The sequence below is a fragment of the Pseudocitrobacter sp. 2023LY-00077 genome, assembly GCF_055796175.1.
In genome coordinates this window covers 271874-295551 of sequence record NZ_JBSPEI010000002.1, presented here as the reverse complement: position 1 = coordinate 295551, position 23678 = coordinate 271874, and the positions used below count along the sequence as shown (strand labels likewise).

24 protein-coding genes and 1 tRNA gene are annotated in these 23678 nt (G+C 50.2%); 15 read left to right on the top strand and 10 right to left on the bottom strand.

Going from position 1 to position 23678, the window contains the following annotated elements; genetic code table 11:
* Positions 1-14: 14 nt before the first annotated feature.
* The 3 genes from ACWWFX_RS03815 to ygeW form a co-directional block, all read right to left on the bottom strand.
* Entirely contained in the window at positions 15-1226 is a 1212-nt protein-coding gene (locus tag ACWWFX_RS03815) for a YgeY family selenium metabolism-linked hydrolase (protein WP_473223250.1), read from the bottom strand.
* A gap of 59 nt (positions 1227-1285) precedes the next feature.
* Positions 1286-2482, bottom strand: coding sequence for a diaminopropionate ammonia-lyase (dpaL, locus tag ACWWFX_RS03810; protein ID WP_473223249.1), 1197 nt, complete (start codon positions 2480-2482; stop codon positions 1286-1288).
* Between the two features lie 64 nt (positions 2483-2546).
* Positions 2547-3734, bottom strand: a complete 1188-nt coding sequence (ygeW, locus tag ACWWFX_RS03805) for a knotted carbamoyltransferase YgeW (protein ID WP_456146372.1) — start codon at positions 3732-3734, stop codon at positions 2547-2549.
* Positions 3735-4215: 481 nt separating this feature from the next.
* Between ygeW and ACWWFX_RS03800 the strand changes: the two genes are divergently transcribed.
* Complete coding sequence (locus ACWWFX_RS03800) at positions 4216-5994, top strand: sigma 54-interacting transcriptional regulator (RefSeq protein WP_473223248.1); 1779 nt, start codon at positions 4216-4218, stop codon at positions 5992-5994.
* A 49-nt stretch (positions 5995-6043) separates the two neighbouring features.
* Here the strand turns inward: ACWWFX_RS03800 and xdhC are convergent, their stop codons facing one another.
* The 6 genes from xdhC to ACWWFX_RS03770 form a co-directional block, all read right to left on the bottom strand.
* Positions 6044-6517 (bottom strand): xanthine dehydrogenase iron sulfur-binding subunit XdhC, encoded by a 474-nt coding sequence (xdhC, locus tag ACWWFX_RS03795; RefSeq protein WP_456146370.1) that lies wholly within the window; start codon positions 6515-6517, stop codon positions 6044-6046.
* A complete protein-coding gene (xdhB, locus tag ACWWFX_RS03790; protein ID WP_473223247.1) occupies positions 6514-7392 on the bottom strand; it encodes a xanthine dehydrogenase FAD-binding subunit XdhB in 879 nt (292 codons plus the stop codon). The genes xdhC and xdhB overlap by 4 nt, the downstream gene beginning before the upstream one ends.
* 4 nt (positions 7393-7396) lie before the next feature.
* Positions 7397-9700, bottom strand: coding sequence for a xanthine dehydrogenase molybdenum-binding subunit XdhA (gene xdhA, locus ACWWFX_RS03785; RefSeq protein ID WP_473223246.1), 2304 nt, complete (start codon positions 9698-9700; stop codon positions 7397-7399).
* A gap of 213 nt (positions 9701-9913) precedes the next feature.
* Positions 9914-10630, bottom strand: a complete 717-nt coding sequence (locus ACWWFX_RS03780) for a DUF554 domain-containing protein (RefSeq protein WP_231826321.1) — start codon at positions 10628-10630, stop codon at positions 9914-9916.
* A gap of 18 nt (positions 10631-10648) precedes the next feature.
* Positions 10649-11218 carry a UbiX family flavin prenyltransferase gene (locus tag ACWWFX_RS03775; RefSeq protein ID WP_473223303.1) on the bottom strand — a complete coding sequence of 190 codons (570 nt, stop codon included), beginning with the start codon at positions 11216-11218 and terminating at the stop codon, positions 10649-10651.
* A gap of 25 nt (positions 11219-11243) precedes the next feature.
* Positions 11244-12716: a UbiD family decarboxylase gene (locus ACWWFX_RS03770; RefSeq protein WP_276224535.1), complete on the bottom strand. Its 1473-nt coding sequence runs from the start codon at positions 12714-12716 to the stop codon at positions 11244-11246.
* Between the two features lie 168 nt (positions 12717-12884).
* On the opposite strand from ACWWFX_RS03770, the gene ACWWFX_RS03765 reads away from it, so the two are divergent.
* From ACWWFX_RS03765 to ACWWFX_RS03745, 5 genes are all read left to right on the top strand, one after another.
* A complete protein-coding gene (locus ACWWFX_RS03765; RefSeq protein ID WP_473223245.1) occupies positions 12885-13787 on the top strand; it encodes a LysR family transcriptional regulator in 903 nt (300 codons plus the stop codon).
* A 97-nt stretch (positions 13788-13884) separates the two neighbouring features.
* Positions 13885-14589 carry an amidase activator ActS gene (gene actS, locus ACWWFX_RS03760; protein WP_442961954.1) on the top strand — a complete coding sequence of 235 codons (705 nt, stop codon included), beginning with the start codon at positions 13885-13887 and terminating at the stop codon, positions 14587-14589.
* An 82-nt stretch (positions 14590-14671) separates the two neighbouring features.
* Positions 14672-14745: transfer RNA gene (locus tag ACWWFX_RS03755), tRNA-Gly, on the top strand.
* 684 nt (positions 14746-15429) lie between these two features.
* Complete coding sequence (locus tag ACWWFX_RS03750; RefSeq protein ID WP_473223244.1) at positions 15430-15906, top strand: hypothetical protein; 477 nt, start codon at positions 15430-15432, stop codon at positions 15904-15906.
* Positions 15907-16109: 203 nt separating this feature from the next.
* Positions 16110-16520, top strand: a complete 411-nt coding sequence (locus tag ACWWFX_RS03745; protein ID WP_473223243.1) for a hypothetical protein — start codon at positions 16110-16112, stop codon at positions 16518-16520.
* Positions 16521-16529: 9 nt separating this feature from the next.
* Here ACWWFX_RS03745 and ACWWFX_RS03740 read toward each other — a convergent pair whose 3' ends face one another.
* Positions 16530-17090, bottom strand: coding sequence for a tyrosine-type recombinase/integrase (locus ACWWFX_RS03740; RefSeq protein WP_227410400.1), 561 nt, complete (start codon positions 17088-17090; stop codon positions 16530-16532).
* Positions 17091-19052: 1962 nt separating this feature from the next.
* Here ACWWFX_RS03740 and ACWWFX_RS03735 point away from each other — a divergent pair.
* The 9 genes from ACWWFX_RS03735 to ACWWFX_RS03695 all read left to right on the top strand — a co-directional run bounded on the left by ACWWFX_RS03735 (position 19053) and on the right by ACWWFX_RS03695 (position 23654).
* Positions 19053-19220 carry a hypothetical protein gene (locus ACWWFX_RS03735; protein ID WP_162934427.1) on the top strand — a complete coding sequence of 56 codons (168 nt, stop codon included), beginning with the start codon at positions 19053-19055 and terminating at the stop codon, positions 19218-19220.
* Between the two features lie 102 nt (positions 19221-19322).
* Positions 19323-20102 (top strand): MarR family transcriptional regulator, encoded by a 780-nt coding sequence (locus ACWWFX_RS03730; protein ID WP_392503091.1) that lies wholly within the window; start codon positions 19323-19325, stop codon positions 20100-20102.
* A gap of 11 nt (positions 20103-20113) precedes the next feature.
* The gene (locus ACWWFX_RS03725; protein WP_044700784.1) at positions 20114-20395 is read left to right on the top strand and encodes a hypothetical protein; all 282 of its coding nucleotides are present in this window, start codon (positions 20114-20116) and stop codon (positions 20393-20395) included.
* Positions 20396-20406: 11 nt separating this feature from the next.
* A complete protein-coding gene (locus ACWWFX_RS03720) occupies positions 20407-20805 on the top strand; it encodes a hypothetical protein (RefSeq protein WP_003846410.1) in 399 nt (132 codons plus the stop codon).
* A complete protein-coding gene (locus ACWWFX_RS03715) occupies positions 20802-21008 on the top strand; it encodes a hypothetical protein (RefSeq protein ID WP_044700783.1) in 207 nt (68 codons plus the stop codon). The genes ACWWFX_RS03720 and ACWWFX_RS03715 overlap by 4 nt, the downstream gene beginning before the upstream one ends.
* Complete coding sequence (locus ACWWFX_RS03710) at positions 21001-21303, top strand: hypothetical protein (protein WP_003846414.1); 303 nt, start codon at positions 21001-21003, stop codon at positions 21301-21303. Before ACWWFX_RS03715 ends, ACWWFX_RS03710 begins: the two co-directional genes overlap by 8 nt.
* A 717-nt stretch (positions 21304-22020) precedes the next feature.
* Entirely contained in the window at positions 22021-22236 is a 216-nt protein-coding gene (locus tag ACWWFX_RS03705; protein ID WP_003846417.1) for a hypothetical protein, read from the top strand.
* Positions 22233-22601, top strand: coding sequence for a hypothetical protein (locus tag ACWWFX_RS03700; protein ID WP_003846419.1), 369 nt, complete (start codon positions 22233-22235; stop codon positions 22599-22601). Before ACWWFX_RS03705 ends, ACWWFX_RS03700 begins: the two co-directional genes overlap by 4 nt.
* A 21-nt stretch (positions 22602-22622) precedes the next feature.
* Positions 22623-23654: a major capsid protein gene (locus ACWWFX_RS03695; protein ID WP_473223242.1), complete on the top strand. Its 1032-nt coding sequence runs from the start codon at positions 22623-22625 to the stop codon at positions 23652-23654.
* Positions 23655-23678: the final 24 nt, after the last annotated feature.

Here is a 23678-nt window from a genome sequence, read left to right as displayed (position 1 = left end):
CGAGAAAGTAATAATTACTCTGTTGCCAGCCAGCTCAGAGGGATGGCCGCGTACATTGCCGCACAGGTGACCAGGTGTGATTTCCAGGTTTTTTCGTTTGGCGCGTGCGCTTCTGGTTCTTTGCCAGGACCGAAGCCGATGACCGGAATACCGTGACGGCCCATGATGGACACCCCGTTGGTGGAAAACGTCCATTTATCAACGACAGGCGCTTTACCAAAGAGACCTTCATAGGCATTGACCAGCGCTTTGACAGTAAAGTGGTCTTCTTCGACTTTCCAGGTTGGGAAGTAGCATTCGGTTGGATAAACCAGGCCCGTCCATGACGGACGGTCGTAGTTGTACATGGAAACTACGGCATGCGCTTTCTGTACTGCAGGCAGGGCACGGATTTCATCCAGTGCGCCTTCCCAGGTTTCGCCCCAGGTCAGGCGGCGGTCAATAGAGACCGCACAGCTGTCAGCAACGGCACAGCGACTTGGAGAAGTGAAGAAAATTTCGGATACGGTCAGAGTGCCTTTACCGAGGAATTCGTCATAAGCCAGGCGCTGAGAAAGATCCTGTAATTCGCTCAGAATTGGGCCCATTTTGAAAATGGCGTTATCGCCGCGCTCTGGTGCTGAGCCGTGGCAGCTCACCCCCTGAACATCAATGCGAATTTCCATGCGACCGCGCTGACCACGGTAGACCTGGCAATCGGTCGGTTCAGTACTGACGACAAATTCCGGGCGAATGCCTGATTGTTCAATGATGTACTGCCAGCAGAGACCATCGCAATCTTCTTCCTGCACGGTACCGGTGACGAGAAGGGTATATTCATCTTCCAGCCCAAGATCTTTGATAATCTTGCCTGCGTAGACCATGGAGGCCATTCCTCCTTCCTGGTCAGAGGTTCCGCGGCCGCCAATCAGTTCGTCGGTTTCCATTCCTTTGTAGGGGTCGAATTCCCAGTTTTTGATGTTCCCAATACCTACGGTATCGATATGGGCATCCATGGCGACCAGGCGCGGGCCATGACCGATGTAACCGAGAATATTACCCATCGGGTCAATCTCGATTTTATCGAAGCCAACTTTCTCCATCTCCTGCTTGATACGGTGTACGACGCGTTTTTCATCGCAGCTTTCGCTGGGGATTGCAACCATGTCGCGCAGGAACCGCGTCATATCTTCTTTGTAGTCGTTTGCTTTTGCCAGAATCAGCTTAAATGGAATGTGCTTAGCCATATGTATTCTCCAGTATTCATGTTCCGTATGAACTACGAAATATCTAATTTATCAGTGAGTTATTGTGCAACCGGATGCTTGCCTTCCCAGACGACTTCACGGTAGTGTTTAACATCCGTGTCGCCTTCGGTACTGATAACCAGCACCACGGCGTTTTTATCGAGTGCCAGCGTTTTCATCAGATCTTCACGTTGTGGGTGGTGATGTACCGCGGCCAGAACGCCTAAACCCACCGCACCGGACTCGCCGGAAATGATGCGGGGATCATCACCGAGAGGATTGCCGAGAACGCGCATCCCCAGTGCAGCGACGCTGTCCTGGCAGGAGATGAATTGTTTTGCGCAGTTACGTAGAATTTCCCATCCCAGTGGGTTAGGTTCGCCGCAGGCAAGGCCTGCCATGATGGTTGCCATGTCGCCGCCAACGTTGACGATGTCGCCTTTCACGCCAGAGCGATAAATGCAGTCAGCTTTATCCGGCTCAACGATGATGCTATGCAGATTTTGTGGGCCATAGACATCAACCAGATAACCCAGAACCCCACCGGCCATCGCCCCGACGCCAGCTTGCAGCAGCACGTGTGTCGGCTTGATACCTAGTGTGGACATTTGTTCGACGGCTTCATCGGCAAGGGTGGCATAGCCCTGCATAATCCAGGTTGGGATTTTGGTGTAACCTTCCCAGGCGGTATCCTGGACCACTTCCCAGCCATTTTGTTGGGCGTGTTGCATGGTCAAACGTACGGTATCGTCGTAGTTCATATCGGTGACGATACATTCGGCACCGAGATTAAGGATGGCGTCGACGCGTTCCTGAGCAGACCCTTTAGGCATGTAGATAACGGCATGTTGACCCAATTGCTGAGCCGCCCACGCGACGCCACGACCGTGATTGCCATCGGTTGTGGTGGCGAATGTCATCTTTTCACCAATGCTATTTTTTAACTGTTTAAACGACAGCGTGGCGATATCGAGGTGGTATTTTTCGCACAGCAGTCTGGCGATAGCGTATGCGCCCCCGAGCATTTTGAAGGCGTTCAGGCCAAATCGTTTCGACTCATCTTTGACGAGGATTTTCTTTACGCCAATCAGAGCGGCAAGATTATCCAGCGCACAAAGCGGCGTAGGGTGATACCCCGCGATTTGCTGGTGGAACTGTCGGGCGGTTTTTGCCTGCTGTTGTGAAAACAGTGGCGACGTTTCACCGTTGTAAAAATGGTTATCTGCGATATCAATCTTTAATGAAAAAACGGACATAATCGATCCTTAACCGTCATGGTCTCCGCAAATGGAGGGCCGACCAACTGGTCGGCCGGGTGAGTTATTTGACGCGTTTTTCTGCTTCTTTCAGCAACTGCTCCAGCAATGCGCCAGGCTTTGCGTATTTGCGTGAGAGGATCATCGCGGCAATGATGTAGGGCTTCCAGCTGGCTTCTTTGTAGGTTGCGATACGATATTTTTCGAAGACCGCTTCGGTGACTTCCCCTTCTTTACAGGAGACGCCACTGATGTCGGCTGGCAAGCAGTGCATATAGAGCGCTTCGCCATCGTGAGTGAGCTTCATCATCTCTTCGGTGCAGTGCCAGTCTTTATGGTTGGCATTTTGCGCCAGGCACTGTTTTTCGAGTTCCTTCAGGCCTGCATGATCGTCGGCACGCAGCAATTCGGTGCGTTTTTCCATGACTTTGTAAGGCGCCCAGGATTTTGGATAAACGATATCCGCATCTTTAAAGGCTTCTTCCATACTGGTCACCTGGCGGAAGCTACCGCCCGACGCGTTGGCATTATTTTTTGCGACTTCGATAACGTCAGGAATCAGGTCATACCCTTCCGGATGCGCCAGGGTTACGTCCATACCAAAACGGGTCATCAGACCGATAATGCCCTGAGGTACGGAGAGCGGCTTGCCGTAGCTGGGGGAATAGGCCCAGGTCATCGCGATTTTTTTGCCTTTGAGATTTTCCAGAGAACCGAAGTGTTCCCGCAGCCAGGCAAGGTCAGCCATCGATTGTGTTGGGTGGTCGATGTCGCATTGCAGGTTAACCAGTGCCGGACGTTGTGGCAGGACGCCCTGCTTGTAGCCATCGTCCAGAGCCGCGCCGACTTCGCGCATATAGGCGTTGCCCGCGCCAAGGTACATATCGTCGCGGATACCAATCGCATCAGCACAGAAGGAGATCATGTTTGCGGTTTCACGCACGGTTTCACCGTGAGCAATCTGTGATTTACCTTCGTCAAGATCTTGCTGAGCCAGCCCCAACAGGTTGAGGGCTGACGCGTAGGAGAAGCGGGTTCGGGTGGAGTTATCGCGGAATACGGAGATGCCTAAGCCACTATTGAAGACGTTGGTTGAGATATTTTCGGCACGCAGTTTTTTCAAGGCCGCGGCAACATCCAATACTTGTTTCAGTTCATCCGGCGTCTGTTCCCACGTTAACAAAAAATCTTTCTCGTGAAGATGGGAGGTCAGAGAATTGATGTCCTTTATCAGCTCATTAACAGTTTTCATTGTAAGGTCCTGGTAGTGGAATGACAGGCTGGTGGATCGTTTTGCTGTGAACGTATATTCATCAGAAAGGTGATGTCACCGTCATACCTGGAACTAACAATAAGCGTGCCAGCTTTGGTTATATTGGCCTTGTGATATATTTTGTACGATTAAAATGTGATGTCTTTCACATAACATCGTCATGATTTGCTTGCGCTAATATTCATGCGATGTTTTTTTGCGGATGAATCCTGCGGATATGAGGGGTGTTGAAAACGTTCTTCAAAGTGAATTAAGCAGGGCCTCGTCAATATGATAAATTAGCGCCGTTGATTCTCATATTGATATGGAAATGTGACACTTCTTCCATAATTTCATTATAAAGTGATAAACATTCCCTCTTTCTATCAAAGCATCTTGACCCTGGTTTAGTATCATCATATTTCACTCATCGCCTTTATCTTCACTGCTCAATCGCCTCACAAAATTGAAAGGTAAGTTTATGGTTATCGCAGATATGCCGTCCGTCCTGATGCAGATTCAGCCCACGATACAACGTTTTGCCAGAATGCTGGCCAGCGTTTTGCAGCTTGAAGTTGAGATAGTCGATGAAAACTTGTGCCGGGTTGCAGGCACTGGCGCATATGGCCGATACCTTGGGCGTCAGCAGGGCAGTAGTTCCAGATTGTTGCGCTATGTGCTGGAGACTAAACAAGAAAAAATTGTTACCCATAGTCGCTTTGATCCACTCTGTGAAGGCTGCGAAAGCAAAGAAAGCTGCCGCGAGAAGGCCTTTCTGGGTACGCCCGTAATCCTACAGGAACGTTGTGTTGGCGTGATAAGTTTGATAGCCGTGACGCATGAGCAACAGGAACATATCAACGATAACCTGCAGGAGTTCTCTGATTACGTCCGCCACATTTCTACTATTTTTGTTTCGAAGTTGCTGGAAGATCAAAAAGGCAGCGGCAGTATCAGTAAAATATTTTCTACGATGATCGAAAATATGGACCAGGGGGTTCTGGTTATCGATGAGGATAACCGCATACAGTTCGCCAATAATACCGCGCTGAAAATTCTTGGTGTGGTCCAAAACAATATGATTGGGAAATCGATTCGTTTTCGTCCTTTAACCTTTGAAAGTAATTTCACGCACGGGCATATGCAACATATCATTAGTTGGGATGATAAAAGTGAAATTATTATTGGTCAGTTGCATAGCATCCAGGAACGACAACTCTTCTTAATGGCTTTTCATCAATCGCATACCAGCTCCGCGATGACTCCAGGCGTCGATGAGCCGCATATTGAGCAACTGGTTGGTGAATGTCGGGTGATGCGTCAATTGAAGCGCTTGATCAGTCGAATTGCGCCAAGCCCCTCCAGCGTTCTTATTGTTGGTGAGAGCGGAACCGGTAAAGAAGTGGTTGCCAGGGCGATCCACAAATTAAGCGAACGCAAAAATAACCCTTTTATTGCAATTAACTGCGCGGCTATTCCTGAACAGTTGCTGGAAAGCGAACTGTTTGGCTATGTGAAGGGGGCATTTACAGGGGCGTCGGTGAACGGCAAGGTGGGGCTGATTCAGGCGGCAAACAACGGAACACTTTTTCTTGATGAAATTGGTGATATGCCGCTGATGCTTCAGGCCAAGCTATTACGGGCAATCGAAGCAAGAGAGATTTTACCCATTGGTGCCAGCAGCCCGGTGCCGGTTGATATTCGCATTATTTCCGCCACGCACCAAAACCTGAATCAGTTTATCAGCGAAGGAAAGTTCCGTGAGGACCTTTATTACCGGTTAAACGTTATTCCTCTGACCTTACCGCCGCTTCGGGAGCGCCAGGATGACATCGAACTCCTGGTACATTACTTCCTGCATTTGCACACGCGCCGTCTTGGGTTGGTATACCCAGGCATTTCACCGGAAGTGGTCGCTGTTCTTAAACGGCATCGCTGGCCTGGTAATTTGCGGGAATTAAGTAACCTCATGGAATACCTTGTCAATGTGGTCCCATCCGGTGAGGTGATTGATAGCGTCCTGTTACCGCCAAATCTGATGAGTAGCAATAAAGAGCCTGAACGCGTGAATATTGCCAGTAGCCTGGGCCTTTCCACTGTGGACGATACCAGCGGTACTGCGCTTGAAGAGATGGAAAAACAGATGATTCGTGAGGCGCTGTCCCGCCACAGCAGTAAAAAGCAGGTGGCAGATGAACTCGGGATCGGTATCGCCACGCTTTATCGGAAAATAAAAAAATATGAATTATTAAGTGCGTGAGTTTCAGTTAATCCGGCCTGAATTCAGGCCGGATTAACTGCATGCAGAGTTATTTCTCGCAGTTCTTCACGGTGTTAACAATCATTTGATAACCCGTGCAGCGGCATAAATTTCCAGCCAGACCACGACGAATTTCCGTGATGGTCAACGGTTGGGCGCGTGGCTTTGCCAGTAATGCCGTTGTTGCCATGATAAGCCCTGGCGTGCAAAACCCGCACTGTACCGCTCCGGAATGCACATAGGCCTGTTGTACTTTTGACAGCTGGCCATTTTTTGATTCCCCTTCAACCGTGCGAATCTCCTTGCCTGATGCCCAGCAGGCAAGATACAGACAACTGTCGATGGCTGTCCCGTCGACGAGTACCGTACAGGCGCCGCATTCCCCCACGCAGCATCCTTGCTTCACGCTGAGTAGCCCTTGTTCGCGCAGCAGTTCAGATAAAGGCATACCTGGCGGCACCGTCAGCTGAAAAGGCATCCCATTGATTTGACAGTTAATATGAATGGTATCGTTCTGATTCATTGTAGTTCTCCCCCGGCCGCAGCAATGGCCTCGCTCACTACTTTTCGGGTCATCGTTTGGATGAGATGTAAACGGAACGCTTTGTTAGCTCGCCAGGAGGATCGCGGGTTTACGTCTTGCAACACGGCTTCGCTGATCGCGTCCAGCATTTGGGCCGACACTGGTGCATGGTACGCCGCGAGCTCTGCGTGAGGGCAGCGAACAGGCGTGGGCGCTGCAACACCGAAAGCCAGTCGCAGTTCCTCGACGTAGCCATTCTTCAACTGGCAGAATGCTGCGCAGCCAATAGTGGAGATATCCATCGCTTCACGCATGGCATACTTGTAATGTGCGCTGCCGACATTTTTTTCAGGTGGTAGCGGCAGGAGAAAGGCCGCAACGATTTCATCGTGTTGCAGAGATACAACCCCTGGGCCGGTGTGAAAGCCATTCATGGATGCAAAACGCACACCTGCTGGCGAGTGGACCTCCAGGACGGCGTTATAGATTAAGGTTGGCGTGGCAGAGTCAGCGCTGGTTGCGCCATTACAGATATTGCCGCCATAGGTCGCCACATTGCGAATCTGGGGGCCAGCAATGGAAGCTGCGGCAGCGCATAATGCCGGAAAATGTTTTCTCGTTAGCGGGTTATCGATAATCTCGCTGAATGTTGTGGCGGAGCCAATACGGAGCCGACCATCCTCCGTCAAAGCGATCCCATGCAGTTGTGGCAGCTCATGGATATCGACGATATGGCGATAACGTGCGTTGTGGTGATGCAGCTGAATCAGAACATCAGTGCCTCCCGCCAGCAATTTAGCTTCAGGATTCGCTGACAGCATGCTTAATGCGTCTGTCAATGTCGTCGCGCGGTGATAAGTAGCGATATCAAACATGGTGTTATCCTTTAATCAAACCCGCCTGATGAAACTCCTCGAACAGCCGTTTAGGCGTTAACGGCAGCGTATTTATCGCAACACCGGTTGCCATTTTTACTGCGTTACGGATTGCGGCCGCGACGGGAATAATCGGAGGTTCGCCCAAAGATTTATGCCCATACGCTGATTGGGGTTCCTGAGTTTCAACGAATGCGCTTTGCAGGTCGGGTAAGTCGGGCATGGTTGGCATTTTGTAATCGAGCAAATTAGGGTTACGGACGAGCCCGCTTTGTGCGTCAATAATCATCTCTTCAAATAATGCCCAACCAATTCCCATTCCCATACCGCCGTGTACCTGTCCCTCTGCCAGCAGTGGATTGAGAATATGTCCTGAGTCATGCACGTTCAGGATGCGATTAATCGTCACTTTGCACAGAGCAATATCGATAGTGAGGTCGACAAATGTGCAGCCGAATGCGGGCGGATTGGTCATGGTTTTAACCGAGCATTCGGCAGATAGCTGCCCGCCTCGTTCAGGGTGATAAAAGGAATCAAGCGCCAGCTCATTAAGCGATATCAACGGGATAAGCGGCCTGTCAATCAGCACGACATTGCCGTTTATCAGCGTCAGTTTGCTGGAAAGTTGATGCAATATGACCGCCGCGCTGGCGAGAATTTTGTCTCTGAGCTGTTCAGCGGCTTTACGGATTGCGGGGGCGACGACATAGCTTTGACGTGAGGCGAATGCGCCGGGGTCAAAGGGCGTAATGTCCGTATCCTGGGTGGAAATGACATGTACCATGCTGACAGGTACCCCGACAGTTTCCGCGACCATCTGTGCAAACACGGTATCCGCACCCTGGCCTATTTCCGTCGCGCCACTTTGCACGTTGATGGTACCATCCTGATTCATCAGCAAACGCACGCCTGAGATTTCCACGCCCACGGGCCAGGTGTTTGAGGTATAGCTGAAGCAGGCAACCCCGACTCCGCGTCGAATGTTCCCCAATTGCTCCTGACACTCTGCGCGCCGTTTATCCCATTCAAATAACTCGCGGCCTTTTTGCAGGCATTCAGGAAGCCCCGCGCTGTAAATCGTTTTGCCCGTCAACGGATTTTTATCCCCTTCGCGAGCCGCATTTTTTAGTCGAACCTCGACGGGATCGAGCCCCAGCGCAGTTGCCGCGTCATCAAGCAGCGATTCCACCGCAAAAATAACCTGAGGCGCGCCATATCCACGCATTGCGCCGGCGGAAGGAAGGTTGGTGTAGCAGGTGGTTGAACGATAGGCGTAGGCGCTACGTGGATAGAGATAGGCCACTTTGTTTCCGCCCGCAGAGGCAATAGAGTGCCCGTGTGACGCGTAGGCGCCGGTGTTAGACAGGACATCAAGGCGATAGCCCTTCAGCGTACCGTCCTGGTTTAACCCCAATTGCCCGTTTATGGTGAACGCATGGCGGGTACGGGAGGCCAGAAAACACTCTTCACGGCTCAGCGACACTTTTACCGGAATCCCTCCCAGCTTACTGGTCAGGAATGCCGCCATCGGCTCTTCCAGTACATCCTGTTTATTACCGAATCCGCCGCCGACGAAGGGTTTGATCACACGCACGCATGACCATGGGATCCCAAGCGCTTGCCCGACAACGCGGCGGACAATATGGGGGATTTGCGTGCTGGAGACGATTGAAATGCGTGAATCATCTTCCATCCAGGCAAATGAAGTGACGCTTTCCATATGGCAATGCTGGATGACGGGAGTCTGAAAATACCCGTCAATGGAGTGATCAGCGGCTTCAATTTCCTGTTCCACATTGCCGGTACTCATTTCCCCTTGCCGAAGCAAATTGCCGCCAGGATGAATTTCAACGGCATCAGCCGCCAGCGCGGCTTCCGGGGTGGTAATAACGGGCAGTGGTTGCCAGTCGACTTTGACCCGCTGTGCAGCTTTCTCGGCGGTCAATTCATCTCTGGCTACAACAATCGCCACGGCATCACCGTGGTGGCGTACGTGGCGTGTGAGCAGCCGACGATCGGCAACATCTCGCTTGCCTTCTTCAAGTGACCAGGCATGCCCTGCCGTCGCAAACGGGAGGTCGGGTACATCCTCCCAGGTAAAAATGGCCAGTACGCCTGGTAGATTCCTGGCTTCATCACTATTGATACTGTTGGCATATCCATGTGCGATAGGACTGCGAACATATTTCGCATAACACATGCCCGCCATGACGTAGTCATCGGTATACCGTGCTCGCCCGGTGACTTTGGCGATAGCATCTACGCGCAGACATGATTCACCGGTTCCGGTCGCTTCCCGCGCTTCCATATTTGCCCCCTGTGGTTATTCCTGCTTTTAAGCGAACAATGAACACAGGCAAGATTTACGCCAGAAGCGGAAATGAGGGATAAAGGGTGATAAAAATGTGATGTGCTTAAAAATGCGACGGTCTGGAAGAAGAGAGCGCGGAGGGAGAGGTCATCCTCGCATATCATAATGATTTAATTACACTCATTATGATATGCGAGGCCCAGACGATTATCAGGCAAACAAACTGGCCCACAGTGCGGAAATGGGCATAACCAGAATCAAGCCCGGCAGCATATTGGCGACGGGGAATGCTTTGATATTACAGATGCGCAGCCCGGTGGCGACCATAATCAACCCGCCTGCACAAGAGAAGTCGGCCATCATATCTGGCGTGATCAGATGCAGAATATGCACCGCCAGCACTGCCAGCGCGACCTGGACGGCAATCAGCGGCAGGCCGATAGTCATCACCGAGAAACCCAGCATGGTGGCGAAAATCGCCGCGGTGAAGAGATCCAGCACGGTTTTAATGTAGAGAATCGACGGGTCACCGGTCATCCCTTCATGCATTGCACCGAAAATCCCGGTACCGCTGGCGCAGAAGAGCACCAGAATCGCGACAAACTTCTCGGTAAACTCGTCGTGCGTTAACCCCTGAACCGGCGGGAAGATACGGTTGATCAGGCCGCGTGTGCTGCCAGCGGCTTTACCAATCTGTTTTTCGAGGAAAAACATCTCGCCGATCACCGCGCCGATAACCATCGCCAGCACCACGGCGGGCATGAATTTCACCTTGATGACCAGATTGATGCCAAGGCCTACTGAGCAAAGCCCGAAGGTCAGGGGGAGCGCAGTTTTAACGCGATCGGGAATATGCGTCCCGATGACCGATCCGAACAGGCCGCCGACGATCACCGCAGCGCCGTTCACGTATGGTCCAATTAACATGGAAGTGTCCTGATAGAGTTATTCAGTGTGGCTAAGAGATCCTTCGCCCCAGCGCGGAAGATCTTTAATATCAAAATCAAACAGATCGAGAGCCCGGCTGACGCTATGGGTAACGATCTCGTCAGCCGTTTGTGGCCGCTGATAAAGTGCAGGTACCGGCGGGAAGATAATGCCGCCCATTTCAGTCACCGCGCCCATATTGCGAATATGACCAAGGTTGAGCGGTGTTTCCCGCGCCAGCAGCACCAGACGGCGGCGCTCTTTGAGCACCACGTCTGCCGCCCGCGTCAGCAGATTATCGGTCAGGCAATGGGCAATCGCGCCCAGCGTTCTCATTGAGCAGGGTGCAACAATCATCCCCGCCGTTTTGAATGATCCGCTGGAAATCGCCGCGCCCAGATTACCAATCGGGTGAACGACGTCCGCCATGGCGAAGACATCCTCCAGACGATAATCCGTCTCCAGCTGGCAGGTTTTCTCCGCCCCTTTCGAGACAACCAGATGAACCTCAACGTCCAGTTTCTGCAACAGCTCCAGCGCTTTCACGCCGTACTGGAACCCGGAGGCGCCGCTAATCCCGACAATCATGCGTTTGGTGGCCACGGTGTTCCCCTTATTCGAAGTCCGGCAGGAAGCGTTTCACATCGACTTCTTTGAATTTCGAGCGTTCAAAGTGGCTTTTCAGATGGAACGGTACGGTACAGTCAAAGATCGTTTTGCAGGACATCCCCTGTTGCAGAATGCTCGGGCTGTATGCCGGAACCTGAGACGGATCGAGCGGGTGGCAACGTACTCCTGGAATAGTGACCGTGTCCACGTCGCCCTGATAGCGCGTTTGCATCGCCCACAGCACATCATCGCTATCGAAAATATCGACATCTTCATCCACCAGAATGACGTGTTTCAGTTCCGGGAAGGCCGAGAAGGCGAGCAGGGCAGCCTGGCGCTGACGGCCTTCATCCACGGCGGCGGATTTTTTAAATTGCATCACCGCCAGCAGCTTGCCGCCGCCTGCGGTATGCGCAAAGACGTTCAGCAATTTACCCGGCATCGCGCGTTCAACCATATCAAGGATGCTTGCTTCGGTCGGGATACCCGCCATGTTTACGTGTTCTTCGCCTGGCCCGACGGTGGTGCGCCAGATCGGGTTTTTACGGTGCGTCACGGCTTTCACTTTTATCACCGGAATCGCTTCTTTCGCTTCGCCGGTGTAGCCCGGGAATTCAGGCATCGCTTTGCCGGTGTTGGTGTTCTGGTCTTCACGCACGCGTACGTTTGGCAGCAGTTCGCCTTCGATGATGATTTCCGCGTGAGCGATCGCTTTCTCGTTGATGGTTTTACACTGCACCATTTCAACGGCGTGACCGCGCAGGGAACCGGCGATGCTCAGTTCATCAAAGCCCAGCGGCGTGGTCGGCGGCTCGAAGCAGGCGGCAATTTCAATCGCCGGGTCTACGCCGATGCTGATAGAAATCGGCAGCGGTTTGCCTGCGGCTTCGGCTTTCATGCGGAACGCATCAATATGACGGCCCGGTGTGAGCCACATGGAGAGCTCATCCTTGCTCTGTACGCATAAACGGTGAATGGTGATATCCGATTCGTGCGTTTCCGGGTCTGAGGCGTAGCACAGCCCCATGGTGATATAGGGGCCAGCATCTTCTTCGGTATTGGTTGGTGCGGGCAACAGGGTACGCAGGTCGAAACCGGCGTCGGTGGCGAGGTGAACTACTTCCTGACCCACGGCAGGCGCGGTGGTCAGAACGGGCGCGATGGGCGTCTGTACGGAATCTTTCAGCAGATGGCCCAGACGTTCCGGCGGGCAGTTCAGGAAGTGGCTGACGCGGTTACGGGAACCGTTCAGACCGATCGCCACGCTGATGTCGTTAAAGCCTTTAATTTTGTTGAACATCATTACCGGGCCATTCTTACGCGTTGGACGCTGGCAGGTACCGCCTGCGCCAACATAGCGGTAAACACCGGAGAGTTCCGCGTGCGGGTCAACTTCGGTATCGGTTTCAACATATTCGCCTGGTAGCGTTTTCAACAGCTCCAGCGCGGAGCGTAGGTCATGAACCTTACTTTTCATTGTGTTATTCCTGTGAGTAAGCAGTAAAACTGTCTGCGGTTACCCTAATCCCCAACAGATAAAGGGACAAATACCGTTTAGCTGCGTCTGAGTAGATCAAAAAAGTGTGAGGCGGCTAAAAGCCTGACGTACACTAGCCTTCAGGATGCAGGCGAGGGGGACGGTTGGGTGGATCTAAAACGATTACGCTATTTTTGTCGGGTAGTGGAGCAGGGCTCGATAAGCCAGGCGGCGAAGGTACTGAACATGGCGCAACCGCCGCTCAGTAAACGCATCCAGGAGCTGGAAGATGAACTGCAAACGCCGCTCTTTATCCGCCGGGGAAATCGTATTGAGCCAACGGAGGCCGGTTTTTTCCTCTATCGCAAAGCCTGTGAGATTTTGCGCCAGGTAGAAGACACCGCACGCGAAACCATGGAGATCGCGCAAAAAGATCATCCGCAGTTTCGTCTTGGCTTAACGCACCTTTTCCAGTCCTACTTTAAACCACTGCTGCTGGCGCTGTATGAGCGCAATCCCAACATTGAGGTGAACATCTCGGTCACTGATTCCAGTCATCTGGAGATGCTACTCAATGAGGGCGCCATTGATTTAGCGCTGATTCAGCGCCCTTATCGCAGTGAAGGGTTTGATTTTGTCTCCTTTGATCCCATCAAGCTGGTGGCGGTCATCAGCAAAAAATGTTTACCACAGGCGCCTGCAAATCCTTTCGACTACACGGCGCTGGCTGACTTTCCGCTGGTATTGCTGCATCGGGCGAAAGACTCCGGCACTTACGAGATGCTTATCGATCTGTTCAGGAAGGCGGGGGTAAATCCGAATGTGATTATGCATATCACGCAGCCGGGCATGATCCTCGACTGGCTGGAGTCAGGGCTGGCTGCCGCCACGCTGCTGCCCTCCTCGGAAGTGGACGCGGCGCGCTTGCCCCACTGCCACGTGGTAGATGTCTTCCCCTCGCCGCAGGTTTTCTATCCCGCGCTGGTGAAAATGCCCGCCGCAAACTGGGTGCCGGAAGTGATGAATTTGGTGGCGGAAGGGTATCCTTTTAACAATCATCCTTCTGTCTGAGATATTGGCATCCGCCATCAGCCTGCTATCATAGGCGACCTGACCGAACTAACCCGAGGACGATGTTTTGCTAGCAGGATGCCTGAGTACCCAGCCAATGCGTTTATTACTGTGCCTGTTCCTCGGCGTGGTGCTGGTGGGCTGTTCCGGGAGCAAGTCTGGCTCCGGCAGCTATGACGGTTCGGTCTACACCGTAAAACGCGGCGACACGCTGTCGCGTATCTCTCGCGCAACGGGCACCAGCGTGGCTGAACTGGCGCGTCTGAACGGCATCAAGCCGCCTTACACCATTGAGGTGGGGCAGAAGATTAAAACCGGCGGTTCCTCAAAACTGTTAGGTAAAAAATCGACCAGCACGGCGAAAGTCACGCCGTCCTCCGCCGTACCGCAGGCATCATGGCCGCCGGTAGGACAACGCTGCTGGCGCTGGCCGACCAGCGGGAAAGTCATCATGCCGTACTCCACCGCTGACGGCGGTAATAAGGGCATCGATATTTCCGGCAGTCGTGGTCAACCGGTGTATGCCGCAGGAGCCGGGAAGGTGGTTTACGTCGGCAATCAGCTGCGCGGCTACGGTAATCTGATCATGATTAAACACAGTGAAGATTACATCACCGCCTACGCGCATAACGACACGCTGCTGGTGAACAACGGGCAAAGCGTGAAGATTGGCCAGAAGATTGCCACCATGGGCAGCAGCGATACGGATTCCGTGCGTCTGCACTTCCAGATCCGCTACCGTGCGACGGCGATTGATCCATTGCGCTATTTACCGCCGCAGGGCAGTAAGCCTAAGTGCTAAAAGACTATTTTATCGCCAGTCAGTGGCGATGAGGCTTGCCAGCGAGGGCATAAGGTTTATAATGCTCCTCGCACACGCCGAAGCGGGCGTAGTTCAATGGTAGAACGAGAGCTTCCCAAGCTCTATACGAGGGTTCGATTCCCTTCGCCCGCTCCAGAATCTCCCCTTGTGGAGCAAGCATTCTAAAATGCTGCTCTGCCAGCATGTTACGCAGTAGTGCTTACTAACATGCTGAGGCGTTCTACCATAGTTCACTACTTTGACACTTGTCACGAATGGTTACTCGGTGAAATGAGAGTTTAGCCAATCGTCGGCGGTGGTTTCAAGTTCTTACCGCGATAGTCCAACAATGAACGCAAAGCCTACACCAGGCAGCGACGGATCGCACTTCTCATAACCTTACAGTGAAGCGCATTTTTTGCCGATGCTCCCACATGCCACACGTCGAGATGACGTTGCAGGGAATAAACAGGTTTTATGGTGGTGATGCTCCGGTAGCTACAGATCCGGCTCTGCCAGCGGTTCGGCCTCGCTCCTTCGGGTACATGGTCATCCTGATAAACTTCACTGTCTGACACTCCCTGATGTTGTCGCCTAACGGCTCCGCGCGTTGTCTTACCACCAACGGGCTTATTGGCTGCTATTGTCTTAAAAAGATGTGAAGAGTATTTTGATAGATGTAAGTTCAAGATGTCCATAAGGTTATGAATAACGATCATTCATCAGGTTTGCCTGAATTTGTCATTTTCAATTCCGGGGGATGATTGTTTTCGGAGTTGAGGACATGACTCAATCTCTGACGAGCTGCACGACAAAAATTTACAATCCCAGAGGTGCTAAATGACATTAGATCCAGTGGTTGATTACTTTGAAAAAACGGTGAAACCAACTGTCAATGAGTTCCTAAAAGATAAAACGGACATTCGCAGAGGGCGAATAGCGGCGATAGTCCTGTATCACATGGATGATTATGTACGTGAGAATGGTTATGGGAATCCGACAAACTCGCTTTTAGGTAGCGATAAAATGTTATACCAAGCTGTCAAAGCTGCTGCTAATGCCACGAAGCATTTTCGATTGAGGAAGGAGCACATTGCTATGGCAGCAAGCCAAGTCATTGCCGAAGATAACCCCGGTTTGTTTGATGCTCCTTTTGGGGAAGGTGTTTTTGCTGAGTCTAACGAAGTACATCTCGAATTAGATAAACCTGAAACCATAGATGGCTTAGTGTATGAGAAGGTAAATCTTGCTACCGCCATAACTTTTGTTTTTGGCTTCTGGGAACAGAAGATTATCAACTTTGAGATTGGCACTTAAGAGATTGTATTGAAGGGTTAACGTATTTATTTTTACCTAAACGTCAAACGAATAATTTACATTGTAATAAATACAGAGTGTTTAGCTGGCTGGTAATGGCTCCTCATGTGGGGGGGGCTTTATGTTAGCTGAACCGGTTTGTTTTAGTTACGATGATGATCCTCCAAACTGGAGGAGACTTTAACATCACAGTAAGGGTGGTTATGACAGGTGTGTTAGCAAGTACTGCGGCGGCAGTTGGGATCATAGATAAAGCAGTAAGCATCACTCAAAAGTTGGCGAATAACAGCGAAGAACTGGACAATGCTACGCTCAAACTTGAGCTGGCTAATCTGATGGTGGAACTTGCTAACGCCAAGATCGAAGCGATAACCACCCAAAGTTTGCTTTTCGACGCTGAACAGAAAAATAAGCAGCTTGAAGAGCAGTTGAAAGATAAATCGACATTTATCTTCAAAAATGACGTTTATTGGAAAGCATCGGATGAAATTCCATTTTGTCCACACTGTTATGAAACACAAAATACCAAAAGACACATGCAACGGTTTGCAGTTATGAAGGGGCAATACTCGTGGTTTTGTAGTGTCTGCAAAATAACTGTGCGCTGTGTTTGAGCCTACCCCTCATAAGTCCATTTCATTGATCACTCGGCTAACGGCTTGCTTGTCTAAGTCCAGATAGCGCCTGGTGTCGGTGATGTTGCTGTGATTGAGCACGGTCATAGCGAGGGCCAGGTTATTTCCAGAACGCTTGAAAAGAGCATTCCCCCCCGCCTTTCGAAAGCTGTGTGCTGATACAGTGCCATGAATCCCGATAGCTTTAGCGGCTTCTGCGATCTGTTTACTCACTTCCTCGCGTCGTACAGGTGCTTGCTTGTTCATCGAGCGGTTACGCTGGCTTCTGAACACATGCACATCATGCGGATACTCAGCACGGCGACGTGCGATCATCTGCACCACTGGAGCAGGGAGGGTGAGGGCTTTACGCTTCCCTGTCTTCTGTTCTTCTATGTCTAACTCACCGTTGATCACTTCGTCGAAGCGTAACGCGACGGCATCCCCCACACGCAGTACAGCGGCTTGCATCATTAACGTAACGTCAGCTATCAGGCTTTTGTTATGAGCGTTTAGCCACTCCCTGATCGCTTTGGCTTGCTGTTCATCTAAGACTACGGCTCTGTTCAATTTACCCTCCTTTAAGGTAACATATCTAAACGTGTTAAATAAATATTATGATCATTTTCAACAAGTTGCAAGAGAAATGATCGGAAAATGATCTGTGTTGTGTGTGGTAAATGGCGCGGTTGTGTTCAGGGTTCAGCGCGAAGAAGCACGGCCTCCTGTTTGAAATTCGAACAATTTCAGAATATCTTTAACAAAATCATAATGTTGGCAAGTCTAAACAGATGTTTGGACGTTGCCAAACCATCAGATCGGCATGAAACAGAGCGGTAACACCGGAACATCACACTACCAATGCTTGTGTGTGGTTGTTGTGTATCTCATTGATTTTAGGTTGATAAATGTGGGGTTGTTAGGCGAGGGCGGCGCTAACCTGCCAGTATGCACGGAGTATGCAGAGTTTATTCACTTGAAAATGATTTCACCACGAAATGATTAGAAAGATAATTAATTGGTGGGTTTTGGCATGAAAAAATCAGCGGCGTTTCAATTTAGAAAGCTCGTTCAACGAATCTGGCACGGGTGCAAAGTAGTTTTCATGACAAATGGCGCTGTATTCAGCACTACACAACGGTTTGGCTAAACTGATCATTCTGACAATGAAAGTGAACAATCTACTTTAGCTTACATTTACCCTGGATCTTTACCTGTCATTTAAGATAGGTTTTGACGTTATTAATGTAGGGGTTTGATAGGAATAATCTAAGATTTGCCTCTGGCTGTTCTTAGGATTGTTGCATGTGCGATTCGGAGTGAGCTGGGCGACGGTCTACCGTTGGGTGAAGGGCTGAAAGTAACGTTTTGGTACTCGAGATCACAACGAAAGTAACGTTTTGGTACTTTTAAAGTAACGAAACGGCACACTATAAGATTAAATAAGACTACTAATTAATAAGACTATCTTTTAATACTTTTGCTGTTGTCCCTGCTCGGTACTCTCCGGGCAAGTGACCTGTTTCGCCTTTGGTTGGCTCCTCGGTCAGCCCCGTACCGCTCATGGAACAAGCGCAAGCGTACTCTGTACCTTCTGGACTCGTGCAAACTTCGTTTCTGACGAACGTCAGGCACGAATGATTATTTGCCATCGGCAAGAGATCGCTTTCGCCGTTGGCGAATACCATTGCGCTGTGCGCGGTATGTAACCATGTACCCAACTACACTACGTGTAATCGTCCACATGCCAACTCTACCTAACGACAATTAACCCCTCCTACGTCCTGTTGTCCGTAGTCGTGCTCATTCTCGAAGGTAGAGCAGCAGGGCTAAAGCTCACCGTGCTACGGTTCACTAAGCCTCAATCCAATACCAACACCTACCATCCTGATAACTACCGTTATCCGTCTGTAGTTGTGCTATTGGTTTCGGGAATAAATGCCAGAGGGTGGCCCATGACACACCGGAACGCACAGGAAGCCCGTAGGGCGATTTAAACGGCGCAGGGAGTACCGATGTAGTGCATGTGTATGCAAACCTCTTATAGCGCGATACAGCGCGTTTTATGATGGAAGACAGAGGTTGATCGCAACAGGGAAGGTGTGTTATTATCTGTAATGGGAAAAATTAACACCTACCTGTTGACATTGAAATCATTTCATGTTATAGTAAGTTTTGTCGGGTGATGAAAGCATTCATCCGTCCTCTTCTTAGGCATCCAGCCTGACCCAAACAATCCAGATCACACTGCACTATCAGGCAACGTTAATAACGTTCTTCCTGGATGGTGTTTCCGTGTATCTAACGCAAGGAGAACCAACATTAAGTATTTCAATCCAGAGCTTGTCTTCGATGCTCTGAAAGCAGGTGATAAGACCCGCAAGGCAATGAACAGCCAGAGAGCAGCAGCACAGCGTCAAGGTTACTTAGAACATGCTGAACGATTACGTAAGGGGATCGAACTTTACGATCAGTGGAGAGCTGAACAGGCTGATACGACAACCAACGAATAACCCAGAAGGAGAAACCAGTATGATCGAGAAGAAAACCAAATTACCGCCGTCCACATCGTTAATGATCCCGGATGACACATTCCAGATTCTGTTCAAAGAAGCAAAGCGCCGAAAAATGAGCGTAAGCGCACTTCTTCTTGAGGAATGCCAAAGTCTGGCGGTCAAATACTCGAAGGCTGGCGCGTAATAACTACGTTCCAGCGTTAACCCACCCCCCACGAATGAGAAGCGGAGAAAACCAAATGAAGAGCATTCGTAATTTACTGAGCATACACAGGAGCAAACAACAATGGCAAAAACCCTCGCCCAGATTAAGGCAGATCCAAAATACCAATACACCGATAAAGATGGTGTAACGAGAGAGCGCACTCTCAACATTCCCCACTACTTCAAAGAAATCCCTTTTATCTACTCCCCACACCTTGAAAAAGGAAGAGTGAAGTTCAGCGCCAGGATGCAAAAGTTGTATTGTTACGTAGCAGACTGGGAGAAATCCGGTGGTGTTTGTTATGAAGAGCAATCCGAGCTTGCAAAGGTTTGTGATTTATCTCGTGGAAAAACAAACGATCTGATCGAACAGATGGAATTAATAGGACTCATTACGAGAACTAAAATACCTAGTAGGAGGAATAAGGAATTACGAGCACTTCCGCTAACTGATGCTCACATTACCCCGCCAGAAGCGCCGACAGCGCAGCCTGTAGCAGCGTCTGACGAAGTGCCAGCCCCTGAGCCAGTGAAGGCCGCAGAGGAGCATTCAGTTCCTGATTCTGATGATCTTCCGTTTGTCTGGGATGCTCCAGAATACCTGGAGCCGCCAGCACCAACACCAACGATCCCCACTCAGCAGGACAAGCCAGACCTTCCCTGGGGCGGTGTAGCTATCTGCAAACCGAATGGCGATCCCATTGATGCCGCTTTGAAATGGGCGCTAACAGAGACAATGGGCGATGAGGAAGCAGCCTACCGACTAATTTCACAGACAGCGACCAAACATCTTGGACGTGAGATTATTTTAACCGTACCAACGAATGAAACCTTCGACGAATTCGAAGATCTACCATTTTAACAAGGAGGATTATGACCAATCTTTATCTACTGAACGAAGATACAAACTTTCAATTTGGCTGCAATGACGTTTGCAGACGTATTTACAATCACCTTTCCAGCCTACACCGTGAGAATGGAACATTCCGTTCCAGCGTCAAAACCCTGGCTTCTGCCCTGGGCTACTCGGAAAGCGGAATCCGTTACTGGCTGTTCCTGATGCGAGATGCCAAAGTGATCACGCTAACCAGGCGCAGCAATCACTATGATTTTGACGTGAATCACAACGTTGCTTTCATCACCTCGAACCACTAAGACGAGGTGCAATGAGTAAAAAGGAACGGAACACCCTCACCCGTATAGAACGGGAAAATGTCAACCGGATCGGCAAAGCCTCGCAAATACGAACAAAACGCCTTTACGTCAAATCCCTTGAGGAAATCCCAGGGGAGCTTATCGAAACAGTGACAGAAGTTCATTCAACACCGCCCTCTGTGGAAGAGTGGGCCGCGTTAAATGATCTCCTCGAATGTTCAAGCGGCGTTTTTTACCGCCCTCGCAAGCGCAAAGTTTACACCTACGATGATAGCCAACTTCGCCGCTGGCAATGCCTCGGATTCACATCACTACGCCACTACCTAACATACAACGCAATGAACAACACCGTGGCGGGAGTTAGGGGCTTTGATGAACTATTTAACATTGGAGACAGCTATACAGAATGATCACAGAAATAACAGAACAAGAATACTTTCAAGAGCGAATGCAGTACATGCAGGATTTAGTTAAGCAAGCTGAATGGGCTGAACAGGCACAAGATGTTAATAAGGTGGAATACCTCCTCGATGTGCTGGCAACGGAAATAGCGCCGTTTCAAGTGGCGCTGAACATCGTCAAAGCAACAAAGGGACGGCTAACAAATGACTAAGTATGAAATTGATGATGCCCTGGACGAATTCCACGAACAGCTACACATGCCACTTCTTGACGCAGTGAACGCCGTATACAAAGCATGCCCTGAGAACGTGCCTGAAAGCCTTTCTGACGCTGGTAAAATGCTCACCCTTGCAGCGGCAGCACTGGAAGGGATCATCCTCTCTGTGGAGCGTACAGACAGCCTACACGAGGATCAGACACTGGTAGAGGATGTTACACAATTGGCGCTGTCCCTGGCAGCGTGTAAGGATGAACTGAGCGATCTGTTACAAAACCAATCCGCATAATTATTCACTTATAATGAATAAATAGCTTGACTTTGTAACGGAAATGTTGTAGAATAGGACTTATAGGGTATCTATAAACGTATCGAATCACGTTTCTCTCCCTCGTATGTCAATACGACTTGCAAACACTATCCCATAGTGTGAGCACTCCCCAGAATGCCGTTTCCCATAGGCGGCGCTCTCCCCTCAATGTCTTCCCGTAAAGAATGGTTGATGTTCTTTAGACGGTTGTTTTCTTCTTTGTCGTTCCGAAGGATGCGCGGGCGTTTCTGCTTTTTGTCGGGCAGTGGCGACCAATTCCCCGCGCTCTCCTCTCTTTACGGGAAAGCATTGTTGCTTTTTACGCCTTATAACCTCCTTTAGGGATTATAAGCAGTCAGACAAATGTCAAAGTTGTTTCTTTGTTACGTCTGGCATTCTCTTATTATTGTTTCCAGCGATGATAACGAGATTCCACTTTCCCACTTCTTGCCATGACAGAAGGGCTTCTGTTTTGAAGTGGGAGCAATGAAAGGGCGATCTGCCTCTGTTATTCGTAACAGTTGCGCCCTTCATTTTTTAGAAGTCATTGTTTAACATCATAATTATCAAAAATGACCTTAACCAATGCTTTCTAACAAGGGCATTCCTCCTGGGGCTACTTCGGTAGCCCCTCTCTTTACCCTGCATGTAACGCTTTCGTTATAAACATGCAGACATAACGCGAAGGAAACGACAATGTTTCTACTTAATAACAAATCGCGTGTACTCAAGTATAAAAATGATGTGCTTACCGTCAATCCTCAGATGATTGAGATGGTGGCGCAGTATGCTGGTTGTGAAGTGTCCGACGTGATCAAAGCAATGGAAACGTATTTCCCTGACGAATCACCAGAACAAAAGCCAACCATTGACGATTTGATCGCACGCAAAGTAAAGGACTCAACCAAATGATTATTGATCTTGATACGCTGTTCCCACAGCGCCTGTCACTAACGGATCTGGTTAGCTATTCAACTGACCATTTTGCCTCTATCGAGAGCAAGATTTTTGCCTCTCTTCCTGCTGATGTTGAATGCGGCGATGTGGTGGACGCTACAGGCGCTCTCTACACCTCCGGCGCTGATGCCTTTGTGGTGGTCAGTGAATTTGTCACTGCTGGCTCTAATAAGGCTGTCAACGTCCTACGCTCTCCGGCGCGTGGCTCTCTTGTCTGCATCAAATCGGACAACCTCACCGCTGCTGATGGCGCACATGATGCCGCTGTAGCTGCTCTGGCTGCTCAAGGCTTCCAGATGCGCGAATTCTTCACCAGTTAATCAAGGAAGGAAAATAATAACATGGCTATTTTAGGTCAAAACTACGTGGATCTTTCTCCACTGTTCAATCTGAACCCAACACGCAATTATCTGCTTGCCTCGCTGGGGCTGTTCGATGGCGTGGGCGTTTCTTCTCATAAAGTGGCGGTGAGCCGTCTTGTTGAGGATAACCGTTCTCTGCTCAATTCGCCTACTGCAAGGTTCTCCAGCGAACATAACACCACGGCACGGCAGAACGGGAAAGAATGGCTGATCGAGCTTCCGTATTTCCTGCGTGAAGACCAGATCACTCCGGCAGACATTCAGGGCAAGCGCAAGCCTGGCACGGACACACAAGAAACCCTCACCGATTTATTCACGGATTACACTCACAAGCACAGTGTAGCGTTTATGCGTACTCGTGAGAGCTATCTTGCACGTTCTCTGTTCTCCGGTACGGTGAATACGCCGAAAACTGATGATGTGCTGATCGATTTTGGCGAGCTATTCGGCGTAGCGCCGATGAACACCACGCTTGATCTCACTGCTACAGACAACAGCACACTACGTGCAATTGATGACATGGTGAGCCAGATTACCGAAGCGGCTCAAGGTATGGCGTCACAAGTGGAAAGAATTATCGTTTTCGCTAAAGGTGGATTCTATAGCGACCTGCGTTTCAGTCCTGCGATGGAAGCGGCTTTCCGCTATGTCAGCCCACTGGATGAAAGCAACGTTGTTTATCAGCGTCGTGACCTACTGCCAGGAGTTAGCACTTTCAGCATTCCGGGGAGTAACGTTGATGTAGTGAAAGTAACTGATCCGCTGCTCTTAGCGCAAATGGGTGATGCTGATGCTATCGCTATCCCGCAATTTTCGGCTGGCTCAAACGTATACCAGAACATCTACGGTGCTCCATCAAGCAACTTTGAACTTCTGGATGCTACCCCAGCAGAAACCTATAGCTGGAGCTACGAGAGCGAACGTGGCGATGTAGTGAACGTGATTTCGGAAAATTCCGCGTTAAGCGTTAACCACGGATTGGGCTTCTCTGTTCACATCAAAGCGGCTTAACAAGCGATAGACGTTAGCTCTTCA